Below are 23,924 nucleotides of genomic sequence, written 5' to 3'. Positions count from 1 at the left end.
GCTCGCGTGGCCGTGCCCGGCAGCCGGCATCCTGGGTCCGCTCCGGCGGACGCCGCGTGAGCGGGACTCTCGTTCTCGACAGCGAGGCCCTCTCCAAGCTCTCCCGTTGCCACCGTGACATGACCGTATGGCTGGATGTCGCCCGCAAACTGGATCTGCTCGTCGTGACGAGCGCCGCCACGCTGGTGGAGGCACGTGACCCGAAGGTGCCGCAGGCGGCGTTCGACCATGCCGTTTCCCTGGCCAAGGTGCGCCCGGTCACGGAGGAGATCGCACGTGCGGCGAGCAGACTGCTCGCCGCGGAGAGCCTGCACGGTCACACGTACGCCATCGATGCGACGCTCACCGCCACGGCGCACATGGAGCACGGCGACGTCACCGTCATCACGAGCGACACGGGCGACCTGCGCCGGCTGTGCCTCCCTCGCATCGCCGTCGAGCCGATCTGAGCACCCCCGTCGCCCCTCCCTGCGCCCTTGACCCCGACGAAACGCAGGCTTCACGCCGACCCGATGTGCCGACCGACAACGCCGATGTGGGAAGCCACGCCGGCGTCGCGACGGGGGTCGCCAGGACCGCCCCGCGATCCGTCACGAACCTCGACGCTCCGCGGACGGGCCTGGGGGGACATGGTTCGCCGACCTGTCCAACGGGTCATTCCCGCAGTCGTATGAAGACCGGTGGCACGGAGGCGGTCAGCCAGACACCGTTGGCGCTGACATGGAAGACGTGACCTGCCCGGTGCATGGCCCCCGCGTCCACGGCGAGGACGACGGGTGCGCCGCGCCGTGCCCCGACCCTGACCGCTGTCTCGCGGTCGGGCGAGAGGTGGACGTGGTGGCGGTTCATGGGCCTGAGCCCTTCGGCGCGGATGGCGTGGAGCGTCCGTGCCACGGTGCCGTGGTAGAGGTACGCGGGCGGTTCGGCCGGGGGCAGGCCGAGGTCGACCGCCACGGAGTGGCCCTGACTCGCGCGGATACGTTCGCCCTCGACGGCGAAGCGCTGTTTGTCGTTGGTCGTGACGACGTGGTCGAGTTCGGCCCGGGTGACAGCGAAGCCATGCTGGGCACAGGCCCGCAGAAGCACGTCGACGGCGACCCAGCCTTGGGGGTCGAGACTGATTCCGATCCGGCCGGGCTCGTGCCGCAGATGCCTCGACAGGTACTTGGACACCTTGACGGTGCGTCGGTCGTCCATCCTCTCAGCGTGCCAGGCGGGCCTCGTGGGGCGCACCTCGATTTCACTCGAAGTTCCAGCGCTCATGGGCCTCACCAGGTTTGATCCACAGCCAACGCGGCTTATCCACAGGGTTTTCGGTGCCGCTGTGGACAACTCCACCGCCATGCACAGCACTTGTGCGGCACGCGGGCGCACACACGCTCGTCGTGCCGGCACATGACACAAGCGGCCAAGGCGCCGTCGTACGACGCCTTATCGGCGAAGCCGTGTCGGCCGCATACGACGTCGGCCACGGGGCTTCCAACCCGCCAAGTGGCCGCCACGCCCGGTGTCCCCGCGCGGCACCACTGCGCGTTCTCACCGCGGCGGTGCTCACAAGGGGGGCCTCAGCCGGGCCACACGGCGGCGCATCCGTGGACTGATCCGGGACAGCAGCTGTGCCCCTCGGGCCTCGGGTGTCACCGGTACCACGGCGCGGTCGTGCCTCACGGCCCCCAGAATCGCCTGGGCCACCTTCTCCGCAGGGTAGTTACGCAGTGCGTACAGACGAGCCGTCCGCTTCCGCAGGCGTTCCTCCTCCGCGTCATCGGCACCGACGAAGTGGGCCGTACCGGTGATGCCCGTGTCGATGAGACCCGGGCAGACGGCACTGACCCCGATCGAATGCTCGGCCAGCTCCGCACGCAGACATTCACTGAGCATCAGCACCGCCGCCTTGGAGGTGCTGTAGGCGGACAGCACACGGGACGGCTGATGGGCCGCTGCCGAGGCGACGTTGACGATGTGACCTCCCTGGCCCCGGTCGGCCATCTGCCTGCCGAAGATCCGGCAGCCGTTGACGACGCCCCACAGATTCACGTCGAGGACCTTCCGCCAGTCCTCGCTCGTCGTCTCGAGGAAGGCACCCGACAGACCGACACCGGCGTTGTTCACCAGGACGTCCACGACGCCGTGTTCGGTGAGAACCTTCTCCGCCAGCTTCTCCATCGCCTGTTCGTCCCCGACATCCACCACTTCGCCCCACGCGTCGGGTGCGCCGATCAGCCGGGCCGTCTCCGCCGTCCGGGCAACACCGTCCGCGTCCAGGTCCACAGCCACCACCCTGGCCCCCGCCTCCGCGAACGCCAGTGCCGTGGCCCGTCCGATGCCTGTGGCCGCCCCCGTCACCAGGACCAGCCGGCCGCCGAACCGACCGGCATGCGGGCCGGTGGCCGCGGTTGCGGGCGTCGTTTCCTCGGCGGGGCCATCCCCGCCGCCGGTCTCCACCTCGTCCGCGAACTCGCTGATCCAGGCCGCCAGCTGATCCGGCCTGGTGCGCGGCACCCAGTGCTTCGCAGGGAGGGAGCGCCGTGTCAACCGGGGTACCCAGGCGTCCAGTTCGTCGTAGAGCGACGGTGAGAGGAACGCGTCACCGGTCGGTGTGATCAGCTGCACCGGGACATGGGCGTACGCGTCCGGGCGCGGCCGACGCAGGCGGAACCGGATGTTGTCCCGGTAGAGCCAGGCACCGTGCGACGCGTCCTGCGGGAGCGACGCCGTCGGATACCCGTCCGCGGGCACCTTCTCCACGCGCCGCAGAATCCGTGGCCACTGCCTGCCGAGCACCCCTCTCCAGGCCATCTCGGGAAGCACCGGCGTGTGCAGTGCGTACACGTACCAGGACTTGGCGCCCTGGCCGAGCAACTGCGCCACACGGCGCGGGTCCGGGTGCGACGTCCGCTGCTTGATCCAGTGCCCGAAGTGGTCGAGGGACGGGCCGGACATCGAGGTGAACGACGCGATACGGCCCTTGGTCCTCTCCACCGTGGCGAATTCCCAGGACTGGACCGAACCCCAGTCGTGGCCGACCACATGGACCGGGCGGTCCGGGCTCACGGCGTCCACGACGGCCAGGAAGTCATCGGTCAGCTTGTCCAGCGTGAAGCCCCCGCGCAGCGGCTCCGGAGCGGTCGACCTGCCGTGCCCCCGTACGTCGTAGAACACCACGTGCCACCGCTCCGCCAGCCGTTCCGCGACCCGGGACCAGACCTCCTTGCTGTCCGGATACCCATGCACCAGCACGACCGTCGGCCGTGCCGGATCGCCCGCCTCGGCCACGCACAGCTCGATCCCGCCCGTACGCACCCGGCGCTCACGCACGCCTCGCAACTCCACGACGCCTCCTCGTTCCCGTGCCGCCGTCACGGTACGCATCCGCGGCGTGACACCGCCGAATGTGGCAACCGGCGCACGGTCTCGTCAAGGGATGCCCCGAGCCTGTGGACGACGCTGGGGAGGGCCCGGACCGTGGTGTCCTCCCTCGTGGGGTCCCCCTACGGGTTCGTACGCCTGGAGGCGGACCCGGATACAGCCGTCTGGTCTGACGACTCCTGTGGTGCGCGCCACTACCTTCGAAGACGTGACTGTCATCGCAACCGAAAGCCTGAGCAAGCGGTTCCCGAGGGTGACCGCGCTTGACCGGCTCTCCTTGGACATCGGACCGGGCGTGACCGGCCTGGTGGGTTCCAACGGGGCCGGCAAGTCCACGCTGATCAAGATCCTGCTGGGTCTGTCCCCCGCCACCGAAGGCCGGGCCGCGGTGCTCGGGCTCGACGTCGCCACCGAGGGCGCCGCCATCCGTGAGCGGGTCGGATACATGCCCGAGCACGACTGCCTGCCCCCCGATGTCTCGGCCACCGAGTTCGTCGTACACATGGCGCGGATGTCCGGACTGCCGCCCACCGCGGCGCGCGAGCGCACCGCGGACACCCTGCGCCACGTCGGGCTGTACGAGGAGCGCTACCGCCCCATCGGCGGCTATTCGACCGGAATGAAGCAGCGGGTGAAGCTGGCCCAGGCGCTGGTCCATGACCCGAAGCTGGTCCTTCTCGACGAGCCGACCAACGGCCTGGACCCCGTCGGCCGGGACGAGATGCTCGGCCTGATCCGCCGTGTCCACACCGACTTCGGCATCTCGGTGCTGGTCACCTCGCACCTCCTCGGTGAGCTCGAACGGACCTGTGACCACGTCGTCGTCATCGACGGCGGCGCGCTGCTGCGCTCCAGCTCCACCAGGGACTTCACCCGGACCACCACGACGCTGGCGGTCGAGGTCACCGACAGCGACACCCACCCGGACGGCACCGACGCGTTGCGTCAGGCACTCACCGGCGCGGGGATCAAGCTCGTCGGCCATGACGGCCTGGACGCCGAAGGGCTGCCGGGAGCGGGCCACATCCTCCTGGTGGAGGCCACGGGCGAGGAGACGTACGACGTGGTCCGCGACAGCGTCGCCCACCTCGGACTGGGTCTCATCCGGATGGAACAGCGGCGCCACCACATCGCCGAGGTCTTCCGCACCGAACAGGCACCGCAGGCGGCCGTGGCCGCGGCAGCGGGTGCCGGACAGCAGAAGGGGAGCGGGCGCGATGAGCACTGAGACCGGGACCGCCGCCGGGAGCGACACCTCCCGGATCCACAACATCGGATACCGCTCCTACGACGGAGCGCGCCTCGGCCGGGCCTACGCCCGCCGCTCGCTGTACTCGCAGTCCCTGCGCGGCTCGTTCGGACTGGGCAGGTCCGCCAAGTCCAAGGTGCTGCCGATGCTGCTGTGCGGGGTGATGTGCCTCGTGGCGCTCATCCTCGTCGCGGTCGCCATCGCCGCGCCCGGCATGACCGATCTGCCCATCGCCTACACCGACTTCGCGATCTATCTGCAGGCCGTGATCGGACTCTTCATCGCCTCACAGGCACCGCAGTCGGTGTCCCGGGACCTGCGCTTCAAGAGCGTCCCGCTGTACTTCTCACGGCCGATCGAGCGCTTCGACTACGTCATCGCCAAGTGCGCCGCGATGGCCTCGGCCCTGCTCATCCTCACCGGGCTGCCCCTCGTCATTCTCTACGTGGGTGCACTGCTCGCCGAGTTCGACTTCGCCGATCAGACCAAGGGTTTCGGACAGGGGATGGTCTCGGTGGCGCTGCTCTCCGTACTGTTCGCCGGTCTCGGACTGGTGGTCGCCGCCCTGACCCCGCGCCGGGGCTTCGGAGTCGCCGCCGTGATCGCCGTACTGACCATCACCTACGGTGCGGTCTCCACCGTCCAGGCGATCGCCTGGCAGACCGACTCGGCCGAGGCCATCACCTGGCTGGGGCTGTTCTCACCCATCACGCTGATCGACGGGGTGCAGACCGCGTTCCTCGGCGCCTCCTCCGCCTTCCCCGGTGGTGAGGGGCCCGGAGCCGCCGCGGGCGTGGTCTACCTGATCGTTGTTCTCGCGCTCGTCGCCGGCTCGTACGCCGTACTGATGCGCCGCTACCGGAGGGTCGGGCTGTGACCACCATCGAGATCGACCACACCTCCCGCTGGTTCGGCAACGTGGTCGCCGTCAACGACGTCAGCATGACCGTGGGTCCGGGAGTCACCGGGCTGCTCGGTCCCAACGGCGCCGGAAAGTCCACGCTGATCAACATGATGGCCGGCTTCCTCGAGCCGTCGACCGGCAAGGTGACGCTCGACGGCGCACCGATCTGGCGCAACGAGGCGGTCTACAAGGCCATCGGCATCGTGCCCGAGCGGGAGGGCATGTACGACTTCCTGACCGGCCGTGAGTTCGTCGTCGCCAACGCCGAGCTGCACGGACTGGGCGACGCGGCGGCGCACAAGGCGCTGGCCACCGTCGAGATGGAGTACGCGCAGGACCGCAAGATCTCGACGTACAGCAAGGGCATGCGCCAGCGCGTGAAGATGGCGTCCGCGCTGGTGCACGACCCGTCCGTCCTGCTCCTCGACGAGCCGTTCAACGGCATGGACCCACGGCAGCGGATGCAGCTCATGGAGCTGCTGCGCCGGATGGGCGCCGAGGGCCGCACGGTGCTCTTCTCCTCCCACATCCTCGAGGAGGTCGAGCAGCTCGCCTCGCACATCGAGGTGATCGTGGCGGGCCGCCATGCCGCGTCCGGCGACTTCCGGAAGATCCGCCGGCTGATGACGGACCGGCCGCACCGCTATCTCGTCCGGTCCAGCGACGACCGCGCCCTCGCCGCCGCGCTCATCGCGGATCCTTCGACGGCGGGGATCGACGTCGACGTGGCAGAAGGTGCCCTGCGTATCCAGGCGGTCGACTTCGGGCGGTTCACGACGCTGCTGCCGAGGGTCGCGCGCGAACACGGCATCCGGCTGCTCACCGTCTCCCCGTCCGACGAATCCCTCGAATCGGTCTTTTCCTATCTCGTAGCGGCCTGAGTAGTGGCCTGAAAGGAGCTGTGAAGCGTCATGTACGACCCCACAGTCGCCCGGCTCACCTACCGGGCCCTGCTCGGCCGGCGCCGGGCCGCCATCCTGTTCGTCCTGCCGGTCCTCCTCATCGCCATCGCCGTGGCGGTGCGGACGTTCGCCGGGGCCGACGACGGCGTCGCGTCCGGTGTGCTGGGCGGCTTCGCCATCGCCACCATGGTCCCGCTCATCGGGGTCATCGCGGGGACGGGCGCCATCGGGCCGGAGATCGATGACGGTTCGATCGTCTATCTGCTGGCCAAGCCGGTGAAGCGGCCCACGATCATCTTCACCAAGCTGATCGTCGCCGTAGCCGTGACGATGCTCTTCTCGGCGCTGCCGACCCTCCTCGCGGGCCTGATCCTCAACGGCAACGGTGGACAGATCGCCGTCGCCTACACGGTCGCGGCGCTGGTCGCCTCGATCGCGTACAGCGCACTGTTCCTGCTGCTGGGCACGGTCAGCCGGCACGCGGTGGTCTTCGGCCTGGTGTACGCACTGGTCTGGGAGGCGCTCTTCGGCAGCCTGGTCCCGGGGGCGAGGACGCTCAGTGTGCAGCAGTGGTCCCTCTCGGTCGCCGAGAAGGTCGCCGGGCAGGGCCAGGTCACCTCGGACATCGGCCTGCCGCTCGCGATCGTCCTGCTGGTCGGCGTCACGGTCATGGCCACGTGGTACGCGGGTCGGAAGCTGCGGGTGCTGAAGCTCGCCGGCGAGGAGTGAGAGCGGCTTCCGTGCGACCCCTGCAACCCCCGCCCACCGGGCGGGGGTTGTCCTGTGCGCGACGAACGGGCCGCGTGACTGTACGGTGGCCGGCTCGTTGTACAGGGTGCGTGGAGGCAACTGGAATCTGTGGCGTCGAGCTCTCGTGAATGCGGGGAATGCCGGCAGCGGTGAGGCAGTGCCCGCCCGGCCGGTCATCGAGTGAGTGGCAACCGTGAGCGACCTCCGCCCTCTCGGCCCGGGGACAGGGCTCTCCTTGTCGTTCCCACGCACGAGAGGCACACCCATGCCCACGGAAGTAGCCCTGCTCGAATCCCAAGCCCTCCGGGTCGAACAGATGGGGCGCATCGAAGTCCTCGACAAGGTCAAGAGCCTTGTCATGCTCCCGGATGGAATTCACCTTCGCACAGAGGAAGTGGCTCGCTACTTCGAAGTATCCACAATCTCTGTGAGGAGGCTGACGGACCGGCACCAGAAGGAGCTGGTCAGCAACGGCATGAGGGTGCTGCGAGGCGCTGAGCTGCACTCCTTCCAGAGCGACATGGTGTCGCGATGGGAGGGTGAGGGGGCGGGAAGTTATCCACAGGCAGCCACGCAGCTCCGGCTCTACACCCGCAGGACCGTGCTCAACGTCGCCTTGCTCCTTCGCGACAGCGACATCGCGCGCAGCGTCCGGACCCACCTGCTCGACGCGGAGGAGGACCTCAGGGCCTCCTACGTCTCGCTGGACCGGCGCGTCACCCGCATCGAGGGCTGCCTCGCCGACGTGGGCAGCGCGCTCCAGGAGCTCGGCCCCGTGCTCGGCCGGATGTCGCACCGGCTCGACTCCCTCGACCGGAAGCTCGATGTCACCCATCAGGTCGTCGGTGCCATCAGCCTGCGCCTCACCGACGTCTCGCAGGACGTCATCCGGCTCGACGCCCGCATGGATGACCTCGCCCACCGGCTGAGGGATCTGGGCAACCGCAGGAGCGGCTGAGGCCCGGCCGGGGACCACCAGTCATTGAGGGGTGGTCCCCGGACGGCGGTCTCGGACACAGTGAGGGGGACGGCGCAGAAAGGCGCCGTTCACAGACCGGGAGAGGAGCGCGGCGATGACCAGGAGTCCGAGTCCGTCGTGCTCCCGACAGGGTGGTCCGCAGCCGGCACCGCGGTAGCTACATCAGCTGCCCGCGGCAGCCGCCCGAAGCAGGACCCCCGGGTGGCCCTCCGCGCCTCGCGCGCGGCCACCTCCCGGAGGATTGGCCGAGTGGTAAGGCAGCGGCTTGCTAGGGCGTGTTTCGAAAGTAGCGCCGTCCGCCCGAAGGGCGGGCCTGGCGGCGTCTGGTGCGTGCGATCGCAAGGCGGAGGGTCGCCCCGATACTCGATGTACCGGGGTGATCCCGACAACGCGGCGAGCGTGCGTGCCAGGCGTCGCCAGGCAGGCGGGACTTTCGAAACACGCCCTAAGCCGTCGTCGGGGTGAAGACCCCGCGCGCGTTCGATCCGCGCATCCTCCGCCGGAGCTCGAGGGACAGCCCCGCCTACGCGCGCGTGGCCGTCCGGAGCAGCTCCTCCAGCACCACCGCGATGCCGTCGTGTTCGTTCGACGCGGTGATCTCGTGCGCCACGGCCTTCAGGGCGTCGTGTGCGTTGGCCATGGCGACGCCGTGCTGCGCCCAGCCGAACATGGGGATGTCGTTCGGCATGTCCCCGAAGGCCAGCGTGTCCGCCGCCTTCAGCCCCAGCCTGCGGGCGGCCAGCGAGAGGCCGGTCGCCTTGCTCAGGCCCAGGGGCAGGATCTCCACGACGCCAGGGCCCGCCATGACGACGTTCACCAGGCTGCCGACGGCCTGCTGCGCGGCCTTCGTCAGGGCGTCGTCGTCGAGCTCCGGATGCTGTATGTAGACCTTGTTCAGCGGGGCGGTCCAGATCTGGGCGGGGTCGTTCATGTAGACGGCGGGCAGTGGCCCCTCCTGCACCCGGTATCCGGGACCGACCAGCACCTCGCCCTCGAGCCCGTCCCGGCTCGCCGCCAGCGCGAGCGGGCCGACCTCCGCCTCGATCTTGGACAGCGCGAGCCCGGCGAGCTGCCGGTCCAGGGTGAGGGAGGTCAGCAGCCTGTGTTCGCCGGCGTGGTAGACCTGCGCGCCCTGGCCGCACACCGCGAGGCCCTGGTAGCCCAGGTCGTCGAGGATGTGCCGGGTCCACGGCACCGCCCGCCCGGTGACGACGATGTGCGCGGCGCCGGCCGCGGTGACCGCGGCCAGCGCCTCACGGGTGCGTGCGGAGACCGTGTGGTCGTCGCGCAGCAGCGTGCCGTCGAGATCGGTGGCGACGAGCTTGTAGGGGAAGGTCACTTGGAGACCGGCTCCAGAACCTCGCGCCCGCCGAGGTACGGACGGAGGACCTCCGGCACACGCACGGAACCGTCAGGCAGCTGGTGGTTCTCCAGGATCGCCACGATCGTGCGCGGTACGGCGCAGAGCGTGCCGTTCAGCGTGGCCAGCGGCTGGACCTTCTTGCCGTCGCGCATACGGACGGAGAGCCTGCGCGCCTGGAAACCGTCGCAGTTCGACGCGGAGGTCAGTTCGCGGTACTTGCCCTGGGTCGGGATCCACGCCTCGCAGTCGAACTTGCGGGAGGCCGACGCCCCCAGGTCACCGGTGGCGACGTCGATCACCTGGAACGGCAGCTCGAGGGCGGTGAGCCACTGCTTCTCCCAGTCCAGGAGCCTGCGGTGCTCGGCCTCGGCGTCGGCCGGGTCGACGTACGAGAACATCTCGACCTTGTCGAACTGATGGACGCGGAAGATGCCCCGGGTGTCCTTGCCGTACGTACCGGCCTCGCGGCGGAAGCACGGCGAGAAGCCCGCGTACCGCAGCGGCAGCTTGTCGGCGTCCAGGATCTCGTCCATGTGGTACGCCGCGAGCGGGACCTCGGACGTGCCGACGAGGTAGTAGTCGTCCTTCTCCAGGTGGTACACGTTCTCCGCGGCCTGGCCGAGGAAACCCGTGCCCTCCATGGCGCGCGGACGGACCAGCGCGGGGGTCAGCATGGGGACGAATCCGGCCTCGGTGGCCTGCGCGATCGCCGCGTTGACCAGGGCCAGCTCCAACAGCGCGCCGACGCCTGTCAGGTAGTAGAAACGCGACCCGGACACCTTGGCGCCGCGCTCCATGTCGATGGCGCCCAGCGCCTCACCGAGCTCCAGGTGGTCCTTGGGCTCGAAACCCTCCGCGCCGAAGTCACGGATCGTGCCGTGCGTCTCCAGGACGACGAAGTCCTCCTCGCCGCCGACCGGCACGTCCTCGTGGACGACGTTGCCGAGCAGCAGGAGCAGCCGCTTGGCCTCGGCGTCGGCCTCGTCCTGTGCGGTGTCGGCCGCCTTCACCTCGGCCTTCAGCTGCTCGGCCTTCTTGAGGAGCTCGGCACGCTCCTCGGGGGTGGCCTTGGGGATCAGCTTCCCGAGCGACTTCTGCTCGGAGCGGAGTTCGTCGAAGCGGACGCCGGACGACCTGCGCAGCTCGTCGGCGGAGAGCAGGGCGTCGACGAGCGCGACGTCCTCTCCACGGGCGCGCTGGGAGGCGCGAACACGGTCGGGGTCCTCACGGAGCAGGCGAAGGTCAATCACCCCCCAAGGCTACCGGTGCGAGGATCCACGACTCGAACCGATATCGACGAACACGGCGCTTTGACCGATTTGCCGGACTCGGTAATTCCGGGCATCATCCCCGGCCGGTCGGCGGTGGGGTTGTCAATAAAAGGGCCGCATTGCCTCAAAGGGGGAACAAGTACCCCTGTCGCTTGACGCATCACCGGTGCGTCGGCGGGGAGTTGAGGGCGTCCACGGGTGTGTTGTCCACAGGTTCCCGTTGATCCCTTTAGTTATCCACAGGCTGTGAAGAAGATCTGTGGATGCAGCAGAAGATCATTCCGAAAGCGGCATGACGGGACGGGAGCCACGCCTTGAACCCGACCCGTGCACTCATTCGGGCGGGTATTGCTCATCTTGCTGGGGTGATCAGTGGAATAGGAGGGATGCGGGAGAGTGATGACCTCTGGAGAGGCCCAGGCGCACCGGGCGGATTTGTCGACGATGTCGCGTTGCGGTGTCGACTTTTCCCCAGGACGAAGAGATGGCCTGTGGATAACTCTGTGCGGAAGGGGGCTCGGGTTGCCGCAGGCTTCAGGCCCGACCGTCCTGGCTCCGCGCCAGCCAGTCGGACGCTTCGGTGAAGTCCGTGTCCGACGTCCCGATCCGCAGTTCGCTCACCTCTTCGGGTGTCACTCCCGCACGCGGATACGAACCCAGGAACCGCACCTGCGGGCAGATCCGCTTCAGCCCCATCAGCGCCTCGCCGACCCGGCGGTCCGCGATATGTCCCTCCGCGTCCACGGCGAAGCAGTAGTTCCCGATGCCCTCACCCGTGGGACGGGACTGGATCAGCATCAGGTTGACTCCGCGGACGGCGAACTCCTGGAGCAGTTCGAGGAGCGCCCCCGGCCGGTCGGCGCCGAGCCAGATGACCACGGAGGTCTTGTCGGCCCCTGTGGGTGCGGACGGCCTGGCCGGACGGCCCACCAGCACGAAGCGGGTCTGGGCGTTCTCCGCGTCGTGGATCTCGGTCACCAGCGGTTCCAGCCCGTAGGTGGCCGCGGCGAACTCACCGGCGAAAGCGGCGTCGTAGCGCCCTTCCTGGACCAGCCGGGCAGCGTCCGCGTTCGAGGCCGACGACTCCCATACCGCCTCGGGCAGATGGGCAGCCATCCAGTTCCGTACCTGAGGCTGTGCGGCCGGGTGGGCGCTGACGGTCTTGATGTCCGACAGCTTGGTCCCTGGACGCACCAGCAGCGCGAACGTGATGGAGAGCAGCACTTCGCGGTAGATCATCAGCGGAGTGCCCGTGGTCAGCTCGTCCAGGGTCGCGCTGATCCCGCCCTCCACGGAGTTCTCGATGGGGACGAGCGCTGCCGCGGCCTCCCCGCTGCGCACCGCGTCCAAGGCGGCCGGCACCGAGACCATCGGGACGAGTTCGCGGGTGGCGGCTTCGGGGAGCGTGCGGAGGGCCACCTCGGTGAAGGTGCCTTCGGGGCCGAGGTAGGCGTAGCGCGTGGCTGACATACGGTCACCCTAATGCGCACGGCGGGCGGGGCCGTGCGCCTCACGCCTCCAGCAGCCGCTGCCCCACGTACTCCCCGGACGCGGCGCCTCCGGGTACGGCGAAGAGCCCGCTCGCCTCGTGCCGGATGAACGGCGAGAGCGCGTCCCCACGGTCGAGTTTGCGCTGGACGGGGATGAAGCCCTTGAACGGATCGGCCTGCCAGCAGATGAAGAGCAGCCCGGCGTCCGGAGTGCCGTCGTCCGAGATGCCGTCGTGGTACGAGAACGGCCGGCGCAGCATCGCGGCGCCACCGTTCTTCTCGGGAGAGGAGATCCGGGCGTGGGCGTTGTCCGGGATCAGCAGCCTGCCGTCCGGCCCTGCTTCGTCCAGGTCCATCTCGGTGTTCTCCGAGCCGCCGCTGAGCGGGGCACCGTCCGCCTTGCGCCGTCCGATGACCTGTTCCTGTCGTCCGACCGTGAGTTCTTCCCAGTCGTCCAGGAGCATCCTGATCCGCCGGACCACGGCGTACGAGCCGCCGGCCAACCAGGCGTACTCCGACGCCCCGCCGGACGGCACGAAGATCCGCTGCTCGAAGTCGCTCTCCGCCGGCTTCGGGTTGTTGGTGCCGTCGACCTGGCCCATCAGATTGCGTGTGGTCATCGGCTGTGCGGTGGTACCCGGGGTGCGGTTGAAGCCGTTCATCTGCCACCGCACCCGGGCCGTTGAGCCGGCCTCCTTCTGGAGGGCGCGCAGCGCGTGAAAGGCGACGAGTGCGTCGTCGGCGCCGATCTGGACCCAGAGGTCGCCCTCGGACCGTTTGGGGTCGAGGTGGTCGGAGGAGAAGGCCGGCAGCGGATCCAGGGCGGGCGGGCGGTGGCCGGACAGGCCGGTGCGGGTGAAGAAGGTCCGTCCGAATCCGAAGGTGACGGTAAGGGAGGACGGCCCGGCGTCCAGCGCCACCCCGGTGTCGTGCCCCTGGCTGTCCGAAGGCTCACCGGCCATCAGCCGCTCCGCCGCGGCCGACCAGCGGCGCATCAGAGCGGCTGCCTCCCGGCGCCCCGCGCCGGGCACCAGATCGAAGGCGATCAGGTGACCGCGGGCCTGAAGAGGGGTGGTGATCCCCGCTTGATGTTTCCCGTGAAACATCGCCTCGGTCGAGCCGACCGCGGTCAGCGGCGTCGGCGCGTCCCCGCGCGTCGCGGCGTAACCGCCCGCACCGCCTGCCGCGCCCAGGACGAGACCCGCCGCCCCGGCCGCTCCCGCGCTGCCGATCAGCCGCCGTCGGGAGACGACGCCCGCACAGGCGGGTCCGGATCCTTCGTGGCGGGCGGCGGGGGCGCCGTTCTCCCGGGGGGCGTTCTTCTTCTTGCTCACCCTGCTCAGCCGATCTTCACGTTCTTGTCGATGGTTGTCTGGTCGATGTCCGACGTACGCACCGTCACGGCGACCTTCCAGTCGCCCGCCATCGGGATCTGCACGCCGCTCGCGGTCCAGTGCCCCTCGGCGAGGCGGTCGGGGACGACCGGCAGCGGGCCGATGTCCTTGGACTCCAGCGTGAAGGCGAGCTTCACCTCGGGGACGTCCATCGGGCGTTCACCGGGTCCGTCGATCCAGAGGTGCACGCTGTTCGCTCCGGTTCCGCCGGGTGAGATGTCCAGACGCACCGTCCCCTTGCCGTTCTGGCCGCCGGTGTCGAAGGGCAGGCTCAGATTCACCTGTCCGCCGGTCACCGGCGCCGCCGTCGTGCTGCTGCCACGGGCGGCCTCCTGCTCGGTGCGGCCGGGCTCGGTGGAGGTCAGGATGGTCGTGACCACGAGCAGCACCACGGCGATGCCCGTCTCCACCAGTACGGAACGCCGCAGTCCGGAGCGGTCCGGATCGGCGTCGCGGGCGCGCTTCTGCTTGGTCGCGGTCAGAGCCGCGCGTTGCCGGGAGAGCTGGGCGGCGCGTTCCGGAGCCAGTTCTTCCCCTGGGCCGGCGGCCGGATCAGGCACAGGCGCGGGTTCCGCCGAGGCCGCCTGAGCGGTGTCATCGGCGGACGCGGGTCCGGTGCGCTCGGTCAGCCGCCCTTTCCACCGCCGCGACAGGTACGCGACCCCGACGAGCAGGGCGACGAGCGCCACCTTGACGAGCAGCAGTTGTCCGTACCGGGTACCGGTCAGCGCCGACCACGAACCGACCTGTCGCCAGGACTGGTAGAGCCCGGTCGCGGCGAGGACGAGCACACTGGCGAAGGCCACGCGTGAGAACCGCCGTACCGCGCCGCTCGTGATGTCCGGAGTCCGGTGGAGGGCGACCAGCAGCGCGGCGAGTCCGCCCAGCCAGCCGGCGACGGCGAGCAGGTGGAGTATGTCGACCGGCATGGCGATGCCCGGCTGGATCCCCGTCGAGGCGTGCTCGGCCAGCGCCCAGGTACCGGCGATCCCCACGGCGATGACCGCTCCGCCTGTGGCGAGTCCGAAGGTGAGGTCCTGCTTCTCCTTCTCGTCCTCGCGTTTGGCGTACGCCCCGAAGAGGACGGCGATGAAGAGTGCGGAGGCGCCCAGGAGCAGCAGTCGGGAGACCAGCGCGGCACCCGGCTTGGTGTCGAGCACGGATTGCAGGCCGTCGAGGTCGAAGGCGTCCGCGAGCTTGCCGGATCCGGTGTACGGATTGCGCAGGAGCAGCATGGCCAGGGTGGCCGCGGTGAGCGTGATCCAGCCGCGTACGACGAGCCGCTGCAGCGGTCGCGCGCCCGCTCCGCGCTGCCAGCAGGCGAGCACGAAGGCAGATCCGCCCGCGAGCAGGATGAAGCCCGCGTATGCGGCGTAGCGTGCGATGCCGTAGAGCGCCCCCACGAGACCGCCGCCGGCTCCGTCCGACGGGAGCGCCACGGTGGTATCCGAGGGGGCGCCGATGGAGAAGGTGAAGGCTCCGGACACCGGATGGCTGTCCGCGGACACGGCCTGCCAGGCCACGGTGTAGGTGCCGTCGGGCAGACCGCTGAGGAGCTCGACGCCGTACCGCACGGCGCCGCCGCTCGTCAGATCACGGGGAGCGCCCTTGTCGGCCCGCTTGCCGTCGGGATCAAGGACCCGGATCGAGTCGTCGCCCACGGCTATCTGCTCGGAGAAGGTGAGGGTGACGTCCGTCGGAGCCGTGGCGACCACCGCCCCGTCCTGCGGGTCGCTCCCTGTGAGAGCGGCGTGCGCGGACGCGGGGCTCGCGCCGGCCAGCACCAGGCCGAACAGCGAGCTGATCAGCGCGGCGAGGAGCGCGACCGCGGCGAGCGGCCGTCGTGTCGGGGAGGGCCCGAAGCGCGGGGCGGTGGCTGTCATGGGTGTCAGTACCTCACTGCTTCTTCGGGTTGTAGGTGGTCTCCTTCACGGGAATGTCGACCGTTATGGGGTCGGCCTTCTCGAAGTGCAGTTCCACGGAGACCGTTTCTCCCCGCTTGGGCCGCTGCTTCAGTTCCGTGAACATGATGTGGCTGCCACCGCGTTCGAGATCGAGCTCACCACCGGCGGGCACCTCGAACGACGTGACCATCCGCATCGTCCGGTTCTTCGTCTCATGGATGGAGACATGGTCGGAAAGCGAACTGGTCACCGACGTGAGCCGGTCGGCCGCGTCTCCGCTGTTCTTCACGAGGAGGAAGCCGGCCGCCATGTCGCTGACGGGCTGAGGCATGAAGGCCCCGGTCACCTCCAGCTGCGGCACGGTGTCCGAGGAGCACGCCGTCAGCGCCAGCCCGGTGGTGAGGGTCAGGACACCGGCGACGGCCGTGCGGCGGTTCACGGGGTCTCCCCCTTGACGAGCTCGGGGAGGTCCTCGGTGTAGTTCTCCGCCGTGGTGTCCTCGCTGTAGAGGACGTAGCCCTTGTCGGTCTTCGGGGAGAACGCGATGACCTGGGCGCCGTGCATCGAGACGACCGTGCCGTCCTTCTCCTTCTTCGGCGGATCGATGCCGATGCCGATCTGGCGTGCTCCGGCCTGGATGGTCGGGAAGTCGCCGGTGAGTCCGGTGAAGTCGGGATCCTGAGCCTTGAGCCAGCTGCCCAGGGACGCCGGGGTGTCCCGCTCGGGGTCCGTCGTGACGAAGACGACCTGGAGCTTCTCCTGGTCGGCCTTGGGCAGGGCCCGCTTGGCGATGGCGATGTTGCTCATGGTCAGCGGGCAGACGTCGGGGCAGTTGGTGTAGCCGAAGTAGATGAGAGTCGGCTTGCCCTTCGTCTGCTCGCGCAGGTCGTACTTCTTGCCGTGCGTGTCGGTGAGGACGAGGTCGGGCTTGGTGAACGGCTGGTCGAGCACCGTCGCGGGGTTGGACTCGGTCTCGGAGGAGACCTCGGCGACGGAATCGTCCGCCGAGTCTCCGCCGCTGCCGCAGGCCGACAGGGTCAGTGCGGCCACGGCGGCGAACGCCGCGGCCAGCACCGTCTTCTTGCTGTGCATGGAGAGCTGTTTCCTGTATCTGTGGAATGCGGGGTGGGTGAGTCGGCGGGATCAGACGCTGCGGCGACGGCCGGCGAGCACACCGAACGCCACTCCGGCGGCACCGATGACGATGCCGACGATGCCGAGGACGCGTGCGGTGCCGTCGGTGCCCGACGAGGACGCGTCGTCCGAGGACGCCGCCGTTTCCTTCGTCGCCTCGGCCTCGCCGCTCTTGTCGTCAGCGGCGGCACCGTGGGTGTCGGCCGCCGGGGCGGTCAGCGCGAGGACGGGTGCCGGGCTCTCGGGCTCCTCGCCGCCCTCGGTGGGCTCCTCGATCCAGCGGACGACTTCCTTGTTGCTGTACGTCTGGAGCGCCTTGAAGACGAGCTGGTCGGCGTCCTCGGGCAGCTGACCGACCGAGAGCGGGAACTGCTGGAAGAAGCCGGGCTCGATACCGTCGCCGTCCGCGGTCCAGGTGACCTTGGAGACCGCTTCGTTGATCTTCTTGCCGTGCACCTCGAGCGGCGTGGCCAGCTTGCTCTTGGTGACGTCGATCTTCCAGCCGGCCACCGGCTGCGGGCTGACGGAGGCCAGCGGGTGGTCCGTCGGGAAGTTGATCTCGAGCTTGACGGTGGAGGCGTTGTCGCGCTCGTTGGGAACCTTGAAGTTGACCGTGGCGTAGCCGCCCTTGGCGGCCTCGCCCTGCGGCTGCACGCTGACGTGCGCGGAGGCCGTACCGGCCAGCAGCAGGACGGTGGACGCGGCGACGCCGCCGACGAGGGCGATGCGGGAAACGTTCATGGCAGGGATCACTCCACAGAGAGGGAAATGGCGGTCCGGCGCGCGAAGACGCGACGGCATCACGACCCCTCGTCACCGGATCCCGGCGGAGGGTCGCGTCAGGCTGCGCGTACGTATACGGGCGGCGGCCCGCGCCTGATCACCATGTGCTGCAGAGGGTCCCCGGTGGCCGGCGCGGGCGTGTCGAGGGCGCTGCGGAGGGCGCGCGGCCCGGTCGTGGGCCGACCCGGGAGCCCGGCACGCAGTGCGCGTACGAGAGCCATCGCCGCCCGCAGCGCGCGCAGCCTGGCTCCGGACGCGAGCTGGCGGCCGCCCTGCGCGGAAAGCCTGGCCAGCCGGAAGAGCGCGACCTCACCGCGGCGCAGCAGCCAGCCGGTGGCGAGCGCGGCGAGTAGGTGCCCCAGGAACATGGGCACACTGGGCAGACCGGACATCATCGTGGCCAGGACCGTCGGGTCGGCCGCGCCGGACACCCCGTGCGTGTGCCCCCGGGCCACGGTCGCCGGATCGATACCGGCCGTGGTCACGATGCGGTGGGCCTCACCGGCGCTCAGCTGAGCCGGTCCTGCACCGCACACCAGCCCCGCGGCGAAGCGGATCAGCGAGTCGTCCCCGGGCCCCGTCGTGCCGGTCGGCATGTGGCGGCCGAACCCGAAGAGGATGTGCAGGGCCAGCTGCCCGGCCGCGAGGGCGGCCGTGATCGAGAGGAGGGTCCGCTCCCGTCCGGCGAGCGCCGCCGCGACGGCGAAGACCCCGGCGAAGCCGGCCAGCAGACTCCACCCGGGCACACCCACGCCTGCGGCGAGGCCATGCCCGGCCGCGGCGAGCACGACGCAGACCGCGGTGAACACCGCGGTCCTCAAAAGCCGCATACCGGCTCCGGCGCGTGCGACAGGCATAGACATGGCCGGGTCATCATCCCACTGAGCACCCGGCCTCCGTACGGCAGGTCCGGAAGGTCGGTTTCCGTCCCCATCGGGGAGTGAACAGGAGTGTCGCACCTGTTCATGCCCGATCCGAGGACGCGGGCCGGAGCCCCGTACACCGGCGAACGGCATATCCGCATCCGCCGAATGAGCGCTGTCCCGGCGGATCCGTGCTTACGAAGCGCTCATCGCGGCAATACGTATCGGTATGTCGAGCCGCAGCCAGGAGGCTGGAGCATGAGCATCTGGTGGTCACTCCATTTGCGGCGCGAAGCTGCGAGCGTTCCGCTCGCCCGTCGTTTTCTGCTCGGCACCATGGAGACCGCGGGGGTGGATCCGGACATCTCCTACGACCTCTCGGTCGCGCTCAGCGAAGCCTGTGCGAACGCCGTCGAACACGGCGGCGATCGACGGGACGCGGGTGGGGCCGGTGATGTGGTCCCCGCCTCCGTCGGTGACGAGCAGTCCGGGACGGCCTGCGGGCAGTACCGGGTCACCGCGTACCTGGACGGCGAGAGATGCCGTATCGAAGTCGCCGACTCGGGGCCCGGTTTCCCCGCCCGGCGCACGCTTCGCACCGCCGCACAGCCATCCGCCGGGCATCCGTCGGATCCGCGGACGTCCGCCGCCCGTCCGGCGGCCGGTTCCCCGTCCGCGTGCACCGCGACGCACCCCCCGGCCACGGCCGAGAGCGGACGCGGACTCTGCCTGATCGAGGAGCTCGCCGATCACGTCCACTTCGGCAACCGGCCGGGGCGCGGCGCGGTGGTGAGCTTCGACAAGGTCCTGAAATGGCGGGAGGGCGCACTGCTCATGGTGTCCTGAGCCGCGCGCCCTCCGGCGTGCGGGACGTTGCCGCCCCGCGTCGGCCGTGTCAGCCCTTGAGCCCGGCCATCCACGCCTCGACCTCGTCGGACCGGCGCGGCAGCGCGGCGGACAGGTTCCGGTTGCCGTCCTCGGTCACGAGGATGTCGTCCTCGATCCGGACGCCGATCCCCCGGTACTCCTCGGGCACGGTCAGGTCGTCGGCCTGGAAGTACAGTCCGGGCTCGACCGTCAGGCAGACCCCGGGCTCCAGGGTGCCGTCGACGTACGACTCCGTGCGCGCGACGGCGCAGTCGTGGACGTCCATGCCGAGCATGTGGCCGGTGCCGTGCAGCGTCCAGCGGCGCTGGAGGCCCAGCTCCAGGACCTTCTCGACGGACAGGTCGCCCAGCAGGCCCCATTCGACCAGCTTCTCGGCGAGCACCCGCTGGGCCGCGTCGTGGAAGTCGCGGAAGGCGGCGCCCGGCTTCACCGCTGCGATGCCCGCCTCCTGGGCCTCGTACACCGCGTCGTAGATCTTCCGCTGCAGCGGCGAGAACGTGCCGTTGACGGGCAGCGTCCGTGTCACGTCGGCGGTGTAGAGCTCGGTGGTCTCCACACCCGCGTCGAGCAGCAGCAGCTCGCCGGAGCGGACCGCACCGTCGTTGCGGACCCAGTGCAGCGTGGTGGCGTGCGGGCCGGCGGCGCAGATCGAGCCGTAGCCGATGTCGTTGCCGTCGACGCGGGCGCGCAGGAAGAAGGTGCCCTCGATGTAGCGCTCGCTCGTGGCCTCGGCCTTGTCCAGGACCTTCACGACGTCCTCGAAGCCGCGTGCCGTGGCATCGCAGGCCTTCTGCAGCTCGGCGATCTCGAACGCGTCCTTGACCAGGCGGGCCTCGGAGAGGAAGACGCGCAGTTCTTCGTCGCGTTCGGCGGTCACCTTGTCCGTGAGCGCGGCCTCGATGCCCGCGTCGTGCCCGCGGACGGTGCGCACCGGGCCGGTCGCCTCGGCCAGCGCGGCCGCGAGCTCCCGTACGTCCTTCGCCGGGATGCCGAGCAACTGCTCCGCCTCGGTGAGGGAGTTGCGCCGGCCGACCCAGAGCTCGCCCTGTCCGTCGAGCCAGAACTCGCCGTTCCCACGGTCGGAGCGGGGCAGCAGGTAGACCGTCGCCTCGTGGCCGCCGTCGGCCGGCTCGAGCACCAGGACGCTGTCCTGGGTCAGGTCGCCGGTGAGGTACGCGTACTCGGTGGAGGCGCGGAAGGCGTACTCGGTGTCGTTGGAGCGGGTCTTCAGGTTGCCCGCGGGAATGACGAGCCGCTCGCCGGGGAAGCGCGCGGACAGCGCCGCTCGGCGGGCGGCGGTGTACGAGGCCTGGGCGATCGGCTCCAGGCCGTGCAGCTCGGTGTCGGCCCAGCCGGACTTCATGTTCTCGGCGAGCTCATCGGAAATGCCCGGGTACAGGCCGTTCTTCCGCTGCTTGATCGGCTCTGCTTCTGCTGCTTCCGGGGTCTCCGGGGCAAGCTCCTCAGACACGTTATGTCCTCCTTGTACGACACTGGACCCCTCCATCGTACGGGCGTACGGAAGGGGGCCAGGTGCCGGAAGACCTCTTACAACCCTGAGGCCCCTCAGTCGAAGCGGGCGGCCAGCAGGACGACGTCCTCGGTGCCGTCGTCGTGCCCCGCGCCGTCCGGCAGGACGGCCCGCAGGATGTGGTCCGCGACGGCTCCGGGGTCCTGGCGCAGGGCCTTCGGCACACCCGCCGCCGCCGAGCGCAGCCGCGCGAACGCCCGGTCCGTGGTGTCGCCCGTGCGGCGCAGCAGTCCGTCGGTGTAGAGGAGCAGCGTCTCGCCGGGCCGGACGGTGACCTCCACGCTCGGCGCTTCCCAGCAGGAGAGCATGCCCAGCGGTGCGGAGAGGGTCGTCTCCACGAATTCGGTGCCCCGGTCGCCGGTCACCAGGGGCGGGGTGTGCCCGGCGCCGGCCAGGACGATCGTGCGCCGGTCCGGTTCGCAGTAGGCGTAGAGCGCGGTTGCCGAGCAGGCCGGTTCGGTCAGCCGCAGCAGCAGTTCGAGATCGGAGAGTACGGCGACGGGGTCCTCGCCCTCCATCACGGCGTAGGCCCGCAGACCGGCGCGGAGCCGGCCCGTGGCGGCCATGGCCGCCGGCCCGGAGCGGCCGACCGAGCCGACGGCCAGGCCGAGCGCGTCGTCCGGCAGGCTCAGCGCGTCGTACCAGTCGCCGCCACCGTCCGGCGCGGCGCGGCGGCGGGCGGCCAGCCGGACTCCGGGGATCCGGGGCAGTCTGCTGAGGAGGAGTTCCTCGGCGATGACGGCGGCATCGGCCCTGGTGCGCTCCAGTTCGAGCAGGCGGGCCAGGTGCTCGGCGGCGTAGCGGGCGTACACGCCGACGAGATGGCGCTGGCGTTCCAGTGGTTCGGCCGGTTCGTCGTACAGCCAGACGGCCGCGCCGAGCCGGCCTGCGGTTTCGGTGGCGAGGGGCTGTGCGTAGCTGGCGGCGTATCCGAGCCGGGCGGCGACCTCCCGGCAGTGGGGGTCGAGACCGGCGTCACCGAGGATGTCGGGGGTGGCCCGGGGGCCGTCGGTGTCCGGCAGGCCGTCGAGGAAACGCCCGTACGGGGTGGCGCTGCGGGACACCGTCTCGATGTGTCCGAGCTCGGCGTGGGCGAGGCCCAGCCCGGTCGTGCGGGACGGTCCGCGGCCGTCAGCGGGCTCGAGGACGACGAATCCCCGGCCGGCTCCCACCAGAGCAGCCCCGGCACTCACGAGTTCCCGCAGCGCGCTGTCCAGGGTGCTGGTTCCCACCAGCCGTTCGGTGAGCTCGTGCAGGGTGGTGAGGTCGGAGACCCAGCCGGCCAGCCGGTCCTGGATGAAGGCTCCCGGCGGAGAGGGAACACCTTGCATGGGTGCGGCAGTGTGCGGTGAAACGGGAACCGTGGGGTCGATTCCAGCCACTTTCGGAAGGCGCGAGGCGCTCATGGCAGTCAGCTTTCCGACCGGTACGTCTTGTCGAATAGCACCGCAAACCCCCATGTCGCTTTGCGCCGCTATCGGTGCAACCACATGTACACGCCCCCACATCTACACATACAAGTGAGCTGATGTCCAGCATTGTCCTCGCGGTATTTATGGTGTCCGCACGTCAGTTAACTTGGCCGAAAAATGCACCCCCGGGCCGCTTTTTGCGATCGACTGGGGGCGCTCGACAGGGGTGCCCTCGGGGTGAAATGCCGGAGGGGGCGTCACCCCGCACATGCTGGGTACGTACTCGTTGACGGCCAGGGGCAGTTGTGACCGTCCCGGAACCCGACAGCGAGCCCGGGCGTCCTCATGGATGACGGCCGCCCGTCCACCCCGAGTGGCGGGGTTGCACAAGGGACGGCACGCGCGAAGCGCACGCCGACCGCGCGATGTATTGACTGGACTCGGCTCGGTTTCGACTCGGCTCGGCTCCATTCTGTTCGGTTCCACTCTGCTCGGCTCACGCTCGGCACCGACTCTCCGTCCGTACCGCAGACCCGATGAGCACGCACAGCGAAGAGACGCACACACGTGGTGACGAACGCGTGGTGTGATGTGGACCTCGGCGTTCAACGGAAAGGAACGAGCGCTCATGCGCGAGATCCTCGGCAGGCGACGCAGGCACCGGCCCCGGCGCAAGGGAAGCTCCGCCCAGCTCGACGCGGCGCTGATCTGTGCCACCGTCCGGAAGTGGCCCGTGCTCCCAGGAGCAGGGCTGGCGACGGCATCCGGCCGCGGCGGACGCGGCCGCGGCTGCGCCTGCCCCGATCCCGAGTGCGCCGTACCCGGCGCGCACCCCTTCGACCCGGGCCTCCTCGCGGCGACCACCGACGCACGCATGGTGCGCTGGTGGTGGACCAACCGGCCCACCGCCCCCGTCGTCCTGGCCACCGGTGGCCAGGCACCGTGCGCGCTGAGCCTGTCGGCCGTCGCCGGTGCGCGGGCGCTGACCGCGCTCGACGCCATGGGAGTGCGGCTCGGCCCCGTGGTGGCGACCCCGACCCGCTGGTCACTGCTGGTCAGCCCCTACACGCTGGAGCGGCTCGGCGAACTGCTGCACGCCCAGGACCGGGTGCCCAGCTCGCTGCGGTTCCACGGGGAGGGCGGCTATCTCATCCTGCCCCCGTCCGAGGCGGGCACCGGCCAGGTGCGCTGGGAGCGCGCACCGGCGGCCGGGGACGCCGCGCCGTGGCTCCCGGACGTGGAATCGCTCCTGGACGCGCTCGTCGAGGCGAGCAACGGCGCGCCGGACGGCGGCAGTCGGCTCACGTACTGAGCGGGCGGCCGGGATCAGGTGCTGACAGGGCCAAGCGTCCCGGCAGCCCCCGGCCGGGCCCCGCGAGCAACCGGTGTCCACGAAACTTTCCGGCAGTCGATCGCGCATTGCCGTGGGCTTGTTCACCGTCCCGGCGCGCATCCCGGAGTATCTGTCCGAAAGCGAACGCCCGGTGCGGCGGACGGCCGACGAGCGCGCCGGTCCCGCACGGGAGCGGATCCGGCTGCGATCTTAGGGAATGCCAGGGTGTCGGCCTCCGGTGGGACGGGGCGGGAGGCGGACGCGGTGCCGGGCGGGTGCCCCAGGCCGTCGGCGGGACGAGCGCTCCGGCGTGCGCCCCGGCCGTCCTGAGCCCGGAAACGAGAACGTCCGGCCGCTGGCGACGGGGGATGCACCAGCGACCGGACTTCCAGAACCGTAACAAGA

At 70.1% G+C, this 23,924-nt stretch carries 21 protein-coding genes; 8 read left to right on the top strand and 13 right to left on the bottom strand.

All coding sequences use genetic code 11. The features are described from left to right. Nucleotides 1–56 precede the first annotated feature (56 nt). Nucleotides 57–449, top strand: coding sequence for a DNA-binding protein (locus ACFYSH_RS10520; protein ID WP_359463745.1), 393 nt, complete (start codon nt 57–59; stop codon nt 447–449). A 205-nt stretch (nt 450–654) separates the two neighbouring features. Here ACFYSH_RS10520 and ACFYSH_RS10515 read toward each other — a convergent pair whose 3' ends face one another. Both ACFYSH_RS10515 and ACFYSH_RS10510 read right to left on the bottom strand, forming a co-directional pair. Beyond that, the gene (locus ACFYSH_RS10515) at nt 655–1,197 is read right to left on the bottom strand and encodes an RNA 2'-phosphotransferase (RefSeq protein ID WP_359463747.1); all 543 of its coding nucleotides are present in this window, start codon (nt 1,195–1,197) and stop codon (nt 655–657) included. Between the two features lie 354 nt (nt 1,198–1,551). Beyond that, nucleotides 1,552–3,372 (bottom strand): SDR family oxidoreductase, encoded by a 1,821-nt coding sequence (locus tag ACFYSH_RS10510; protein ID WP_359463750.1) that lies wholly within the window; start codon nt 3,370–3,372, stop codon nt 1,552–1,554. A gap of 250 nt (nt 3,373–3,622) precedes the next feature. Here ACFYSH_RS10510 and ACFYSH_RS10505 point away from each other — a divergent pair, with 250 nt between their 5' ends. The 5 genes from ACFYSH_RS10505 to ACFYSH_RS10485 all read left to right on the top strand — a co-directional run bounded on the left by ACFYSH_RS10505 (nt 3,623) and on the right by ACFYSH_RS10485 (nt 8,132). Further along, nucleotides 3,623–4,597: an ABC transporter ATP-binding protein gene (locus tag ACFYSH_RS10505; protein WP_388752004.1), complete on the top strand. Its 975-nt coding sequence runs from the start codon at nt 3,623–3,625 to the stop codon at nt 4,595–4,597. Then, complete coding sequence (locus ACFYSH_RS10500) at nt 4,587–5,495, top strand: ABC transporter permease (RefSeq protein ID WP_359463756.1); 909 nt, start codon at nt 4,587–4,589, stop codon at nt 5,493–5,495. The genes ACFYSH_RS10505 and ACFYSH_RS10500 overlap by 11 nt, the downstream gene beginning before the upstream one ends. Further along, nucleotides 5,492–6,403, top strand: coding sequence for an ABC transporter ATP-binding protein (locus tag ACFYSH_RS10495; protein ID WP_359463758.1), 912 nt, complete (start codon nt 5,492–5,494; stop codon nt 6,401–6,403). Before ACFYSH_RS10500 ends, ACFYSH_RS10495 begins: the two co-directional genes overlap by 4 nt. A gap of 30 nt (nt 6,404–6,433) precedes the next feature. Then, nucleotides 6,434–7,153 carry an ABC transporter permease subunit gene (locus ACFYSH_RS10490; RefSeq protein WP_359463761.1) on the top strand — a complete coding sequence of 240 codons (720 nt, stop codon included), beginning with the start codon at nt 6,434–6,436 and terminating at the stop codon, nt 7,151–7,153. 286 nt (nt 7,154–7,439) lie between these two features. Further along, the gene (locus ACFYSH_RS10485; protein WP_359463764.1) at nt 7,440–8,132 is read left to right on the top strand and encodes a hypothetical protein; all 693 of its coding nucleotides are present in this window, start codon (nt 7,440–7,442) and stop codon (nt 8,130–8,132) included. Between the two features lie 544 nt (nt 8,133–8,676). On the opposite strand, the gene ACFYSH_RS10480 is transcribed toward ACFYSH_RS10485, so the two are convergent. The 9 genes from ACFYSH_RS10480 to ACFYSH_RS10440 all read right to left on the bottom strand — a co-directional run bounded on the left by ACFYSH_RS10480 (nt 8,677) and on the right by ACFYSH_RS10440 (nt 18,355). Continuing rightward, nucleotides 8,677–9,492: an HAD family hydrolase gene (locus ACFYSH_RS10480; RefSeq protein ID WP_359463766.1), complete on the bottom strand. Its 816-nt coding sequence runs from the start codon at nt 9,490–9,492 to the stop codon at nt 8,677–8,679. Continuing rightward, the gene (gene serS, locus ACFYSH_RS10475) at nt 9,489–10,766 is read right to left on the bottom strand and encodes a serine--tRNA ligase (protein ID WP_359463769.1); all 1,278 of its coding nucleotides are present in this window, start codon (nt 10,764–10,766) and stop codon (nt 9,489–9,491) included. Before serS ends, ACFYSH_RS10480 begins: the two co-directional genes overlap by 4 nt. A gap of 555 nt (nt 10,767–11,321) precedes the next feature. Continuing rightward, nucleotides 11,322–12,257, bottom strand: coding sequence for a prephenate dehydratase (pheA, locus tag ACFYSH_RS10470; RefSeq protein ID WP_359463772.1), 936 nt, complete (start codon nt 12,255–12,257; stop codon nt 11,322–11,324). Between the two features lie 40 nt (nt 12,258–12,297). Then, nucleotides 12,298–13,611 carry an iron uptake transporter deferrochelatase/peroxidase subunit gene (gene efeB / locus ACFYSH_RS10465; RefSeq protein WP_388751842.1) on the bottom strand — a complete coding sequence of 438 codons (1,314 nt, stop codon included), beginning with the start codon at nt 13,609–13,611 and terminating at the stop codon, nt 12,298–12,300. 5 nt (nt 13,612–13,616) lie between these two features. Beyond that, the gene (locus tag ACFYSH_RS10460) at nt 13,617–15,554 is read right to left on the bottom strand and encodes a copper resistance CopC/CopD family protein (RefSeq protein WP_388751840.1); all 1,938 of its coding nucleotides are present in this window, start codon (nt 15,552–15,554) and stop codon (nt 13,617–13,619) included. A 13-nt stretch (nt 15,555–15,567) separates the two neighbouring features. Then, complete coding sequence (locus ACFYSH_RS10455) at nt 15,568–16,014, bottom strand: copper chaperone PCu(A)C (protein WP_359463782.1); 447 nt, start codon at nt 16,012–16,014, stop codon at nt 15,568–15,570. Next, nucleotides 16,011–16,667 carry an SCO family protein gene (locus ACFYSH_RS10450; RefSeq protein ID WP_359463785.1) on the bottom strand — a complete coding sequence of 219 codons (657 nt, stop codon included), beginning with the start codon at nt 16,665–16,667 and terminating at the stop codon, nt 16,011–16,013. The genes ACFYSH_RS10455 and ACFYSH_RS10450 overlap by 4 nt, the downstream gene beginning before the upstream one ends. A 51-nt stretch (nt 16,668–16,718) precedes the next feature. Further along, entirely contained in the window at nt 16,719–17,450 is a 732-nt protein-coding gene (locus ACFYSH_RS10445; protein WP_359463788.1) for a YcnI family protein, read from the bottom strand. Nucleotides 17,451–17,548: 98 nt separating this feature from the next. Further along, the gene (locus ACFYSH_RS10440; RefSeq protein ID WP_388751837.1) at nt 17,549–18,355 is read right to left on the bottom strand and encodes a hypothetical protein; all 807 of its coding nucleotides are present in this window, start codon (nt 18,353–18,355) and stop codon (nt 17,549–17,551) included. A gap of 258 nt (nt 18,356–18,613) precedes the next feature. On the opposite strand from ACFYSH_RS10440, the gene ACFYSH_RS10435 reads away from it, so the two are divergent. After that, nucleotides 18,614–19,201: an ATP-binding protein gene (locus ACFYSH_RS10435; RefSeq protein WP_359463794.1), complete on the top strand. Its 588-nt coding sequence runs from the start codon at nt 18,614–18,616 to the stop codon at nt 19,199–19,201. A gap of 49 nt (nt 19,202–19,250) precedes the next feature. Here the strand turns inward: ACFYSH_RS10435 and ACFYSH_RS10430 are convergent, their stop codons facing one another. Next, nucleotides 19,251–20,714 carry an aminopeptidase P family protein gene (locus tag ACFYSH_RS10430; protein WP_359463797.1) on the bottom strand — a complete coding sequence of 488 codons (1,464 nt, stop codon included), beginning with the start codon at nt 20,712–20,714 and terminating at the stop codon, nt 19,251–19,253. A gap of 95 nt (nt 20,715–20,809) precedes the next feature. Continuing rightward, nucleotides 20,810–22,180 (bottom strand): SpoIIE family protein phosphatase, encoded by a 1,371-nt coding sequence (locus tag ACFYSH_RS10425; RefSeq protein ID WP_388751832.1) that lies wholly within the window; start codon nt 22,178–22,180, stop codon nt 20,810–20,812. Between the two features lie 634 nt (nt 22,181–22,814). Here ACFYSH_RS10425 and ACFYSH_RS10420 point away from each other — a divergent pair. After that, complete coding sequence (locus ACFYSH_RS10420) at nt 22,815–23,498, top strand: bifunctional DNA primase/polymerase (RefSeq protein ID WP_359463803.1); 684 nt, start codon at nt 22,815–22,817, stop codon at nt 23,496–23,498. Nucleotides 23,499–23,924 lie beyond the last annotated feature (426 nt).

The organism is Streptomyces sp. NPDC005791, from assembly GCF_042871485.1.
GTDB lineage: Bacteria > Actinomycetota > Actinomycetes > Streptomycetales > Streptomycetaceae > Streptomyces.
Note: the sequence above shows the minus strand (reverse complement) of the source record. Positions and strands in the feature narration are given on the sequence as shown.

Coding starts and splice junctions, on each gene's coding strand:
- ACFYSH_RS10515 (WP_359463747.1), bottom strand. CDS start 1,197: ATGGACGACCGACGCACCGTCAAGGTGTCCAAGTACCTGTCGAGGCAT.
- ACFYSH_RS10510 (WP_359463750.1), bottom strand. CDS start 3,372: ATGCGTACCGTGACGGCGGCACGGGAACGAGGAGGCGTCGTGGAGTTG.
- ACFYSH_RS10500 (WP_359463756.1), top strand. CDS start 4,587: ATGAGCACTGAGACCGGGACCGCCGCCGGGAGCGACACCTCCCGGATC.
- ACFYSH_RS10490 (WP_359463761.1), top strand. CDS start 6,434: ATGTACGACCCCACAGTCGCCCGGCTCACCTACCGGGCCCTGCTCGGC.
- ACFYSH_RS10485 (WP_359463764.1), top strand. CDS start 7,440: ATGCCCACGGAAGTAGCCCTGCTCGAATCCCAAGCCCTCCGGGTCGAA.
- pheA (WP_359463772.1), bottom strand. CDS start 12,257: ATGTCAGCCACGCGCTACGCCTACCTCGGCCCCGAAGGCACCTTCACC.
- ACFYSH_RS10460 (WP_388751840.1), bottom strand. CDS start 15,554: ATGACAGCCACCGCCCCGCGCTTCGGGCCCTCCCCGACACGACGGCCG.
- ACFYSH_RS10450 (WP_359463785.1), bottom strand. CDS start 16,667: ATGCACAGCAAGAAGACGGTGCTGGCCGCGGCGTTCGCCGCCGTGGCC.
- ACFYSH_RS10445 (WP_359463788.1), bottom strand. CDS start 17,450: ATGAACGTTTCCCGCATCGCCCTCGTCGGCGGCGTCGCCGCGTCCACC.
- ACFYSH_RS10440 (WP_388751837.1), bottom strand. CDS start 18,355: ATGTCTATGCCTGTCGCACGCGCCGGAGCCGGTATGCGGCTTTTGAGG.
- ACFYSH_RS10435 (WP_359463794.1), top strand. CDS start 18,614: ATGAGCATCTGGTGGTCACTCCATTTGCGGCGCGAAGCTGCGAGCGTT.
- ACFYSH_RS10425 (WP_388751832.1), bottom strand. CDS start 22,180: ATGAGCGCCTCGCGCCTTCCGAAAGTGGCTGGAATCGACCCCACGGTT.
- ACFYSH_RS10420 (WP_359463803.1), top strand. CDS start 22,815: ATGCGCGAGATCCTCGGCAGGCGACGCAGGCACCGGCCCCGGCGCAAG.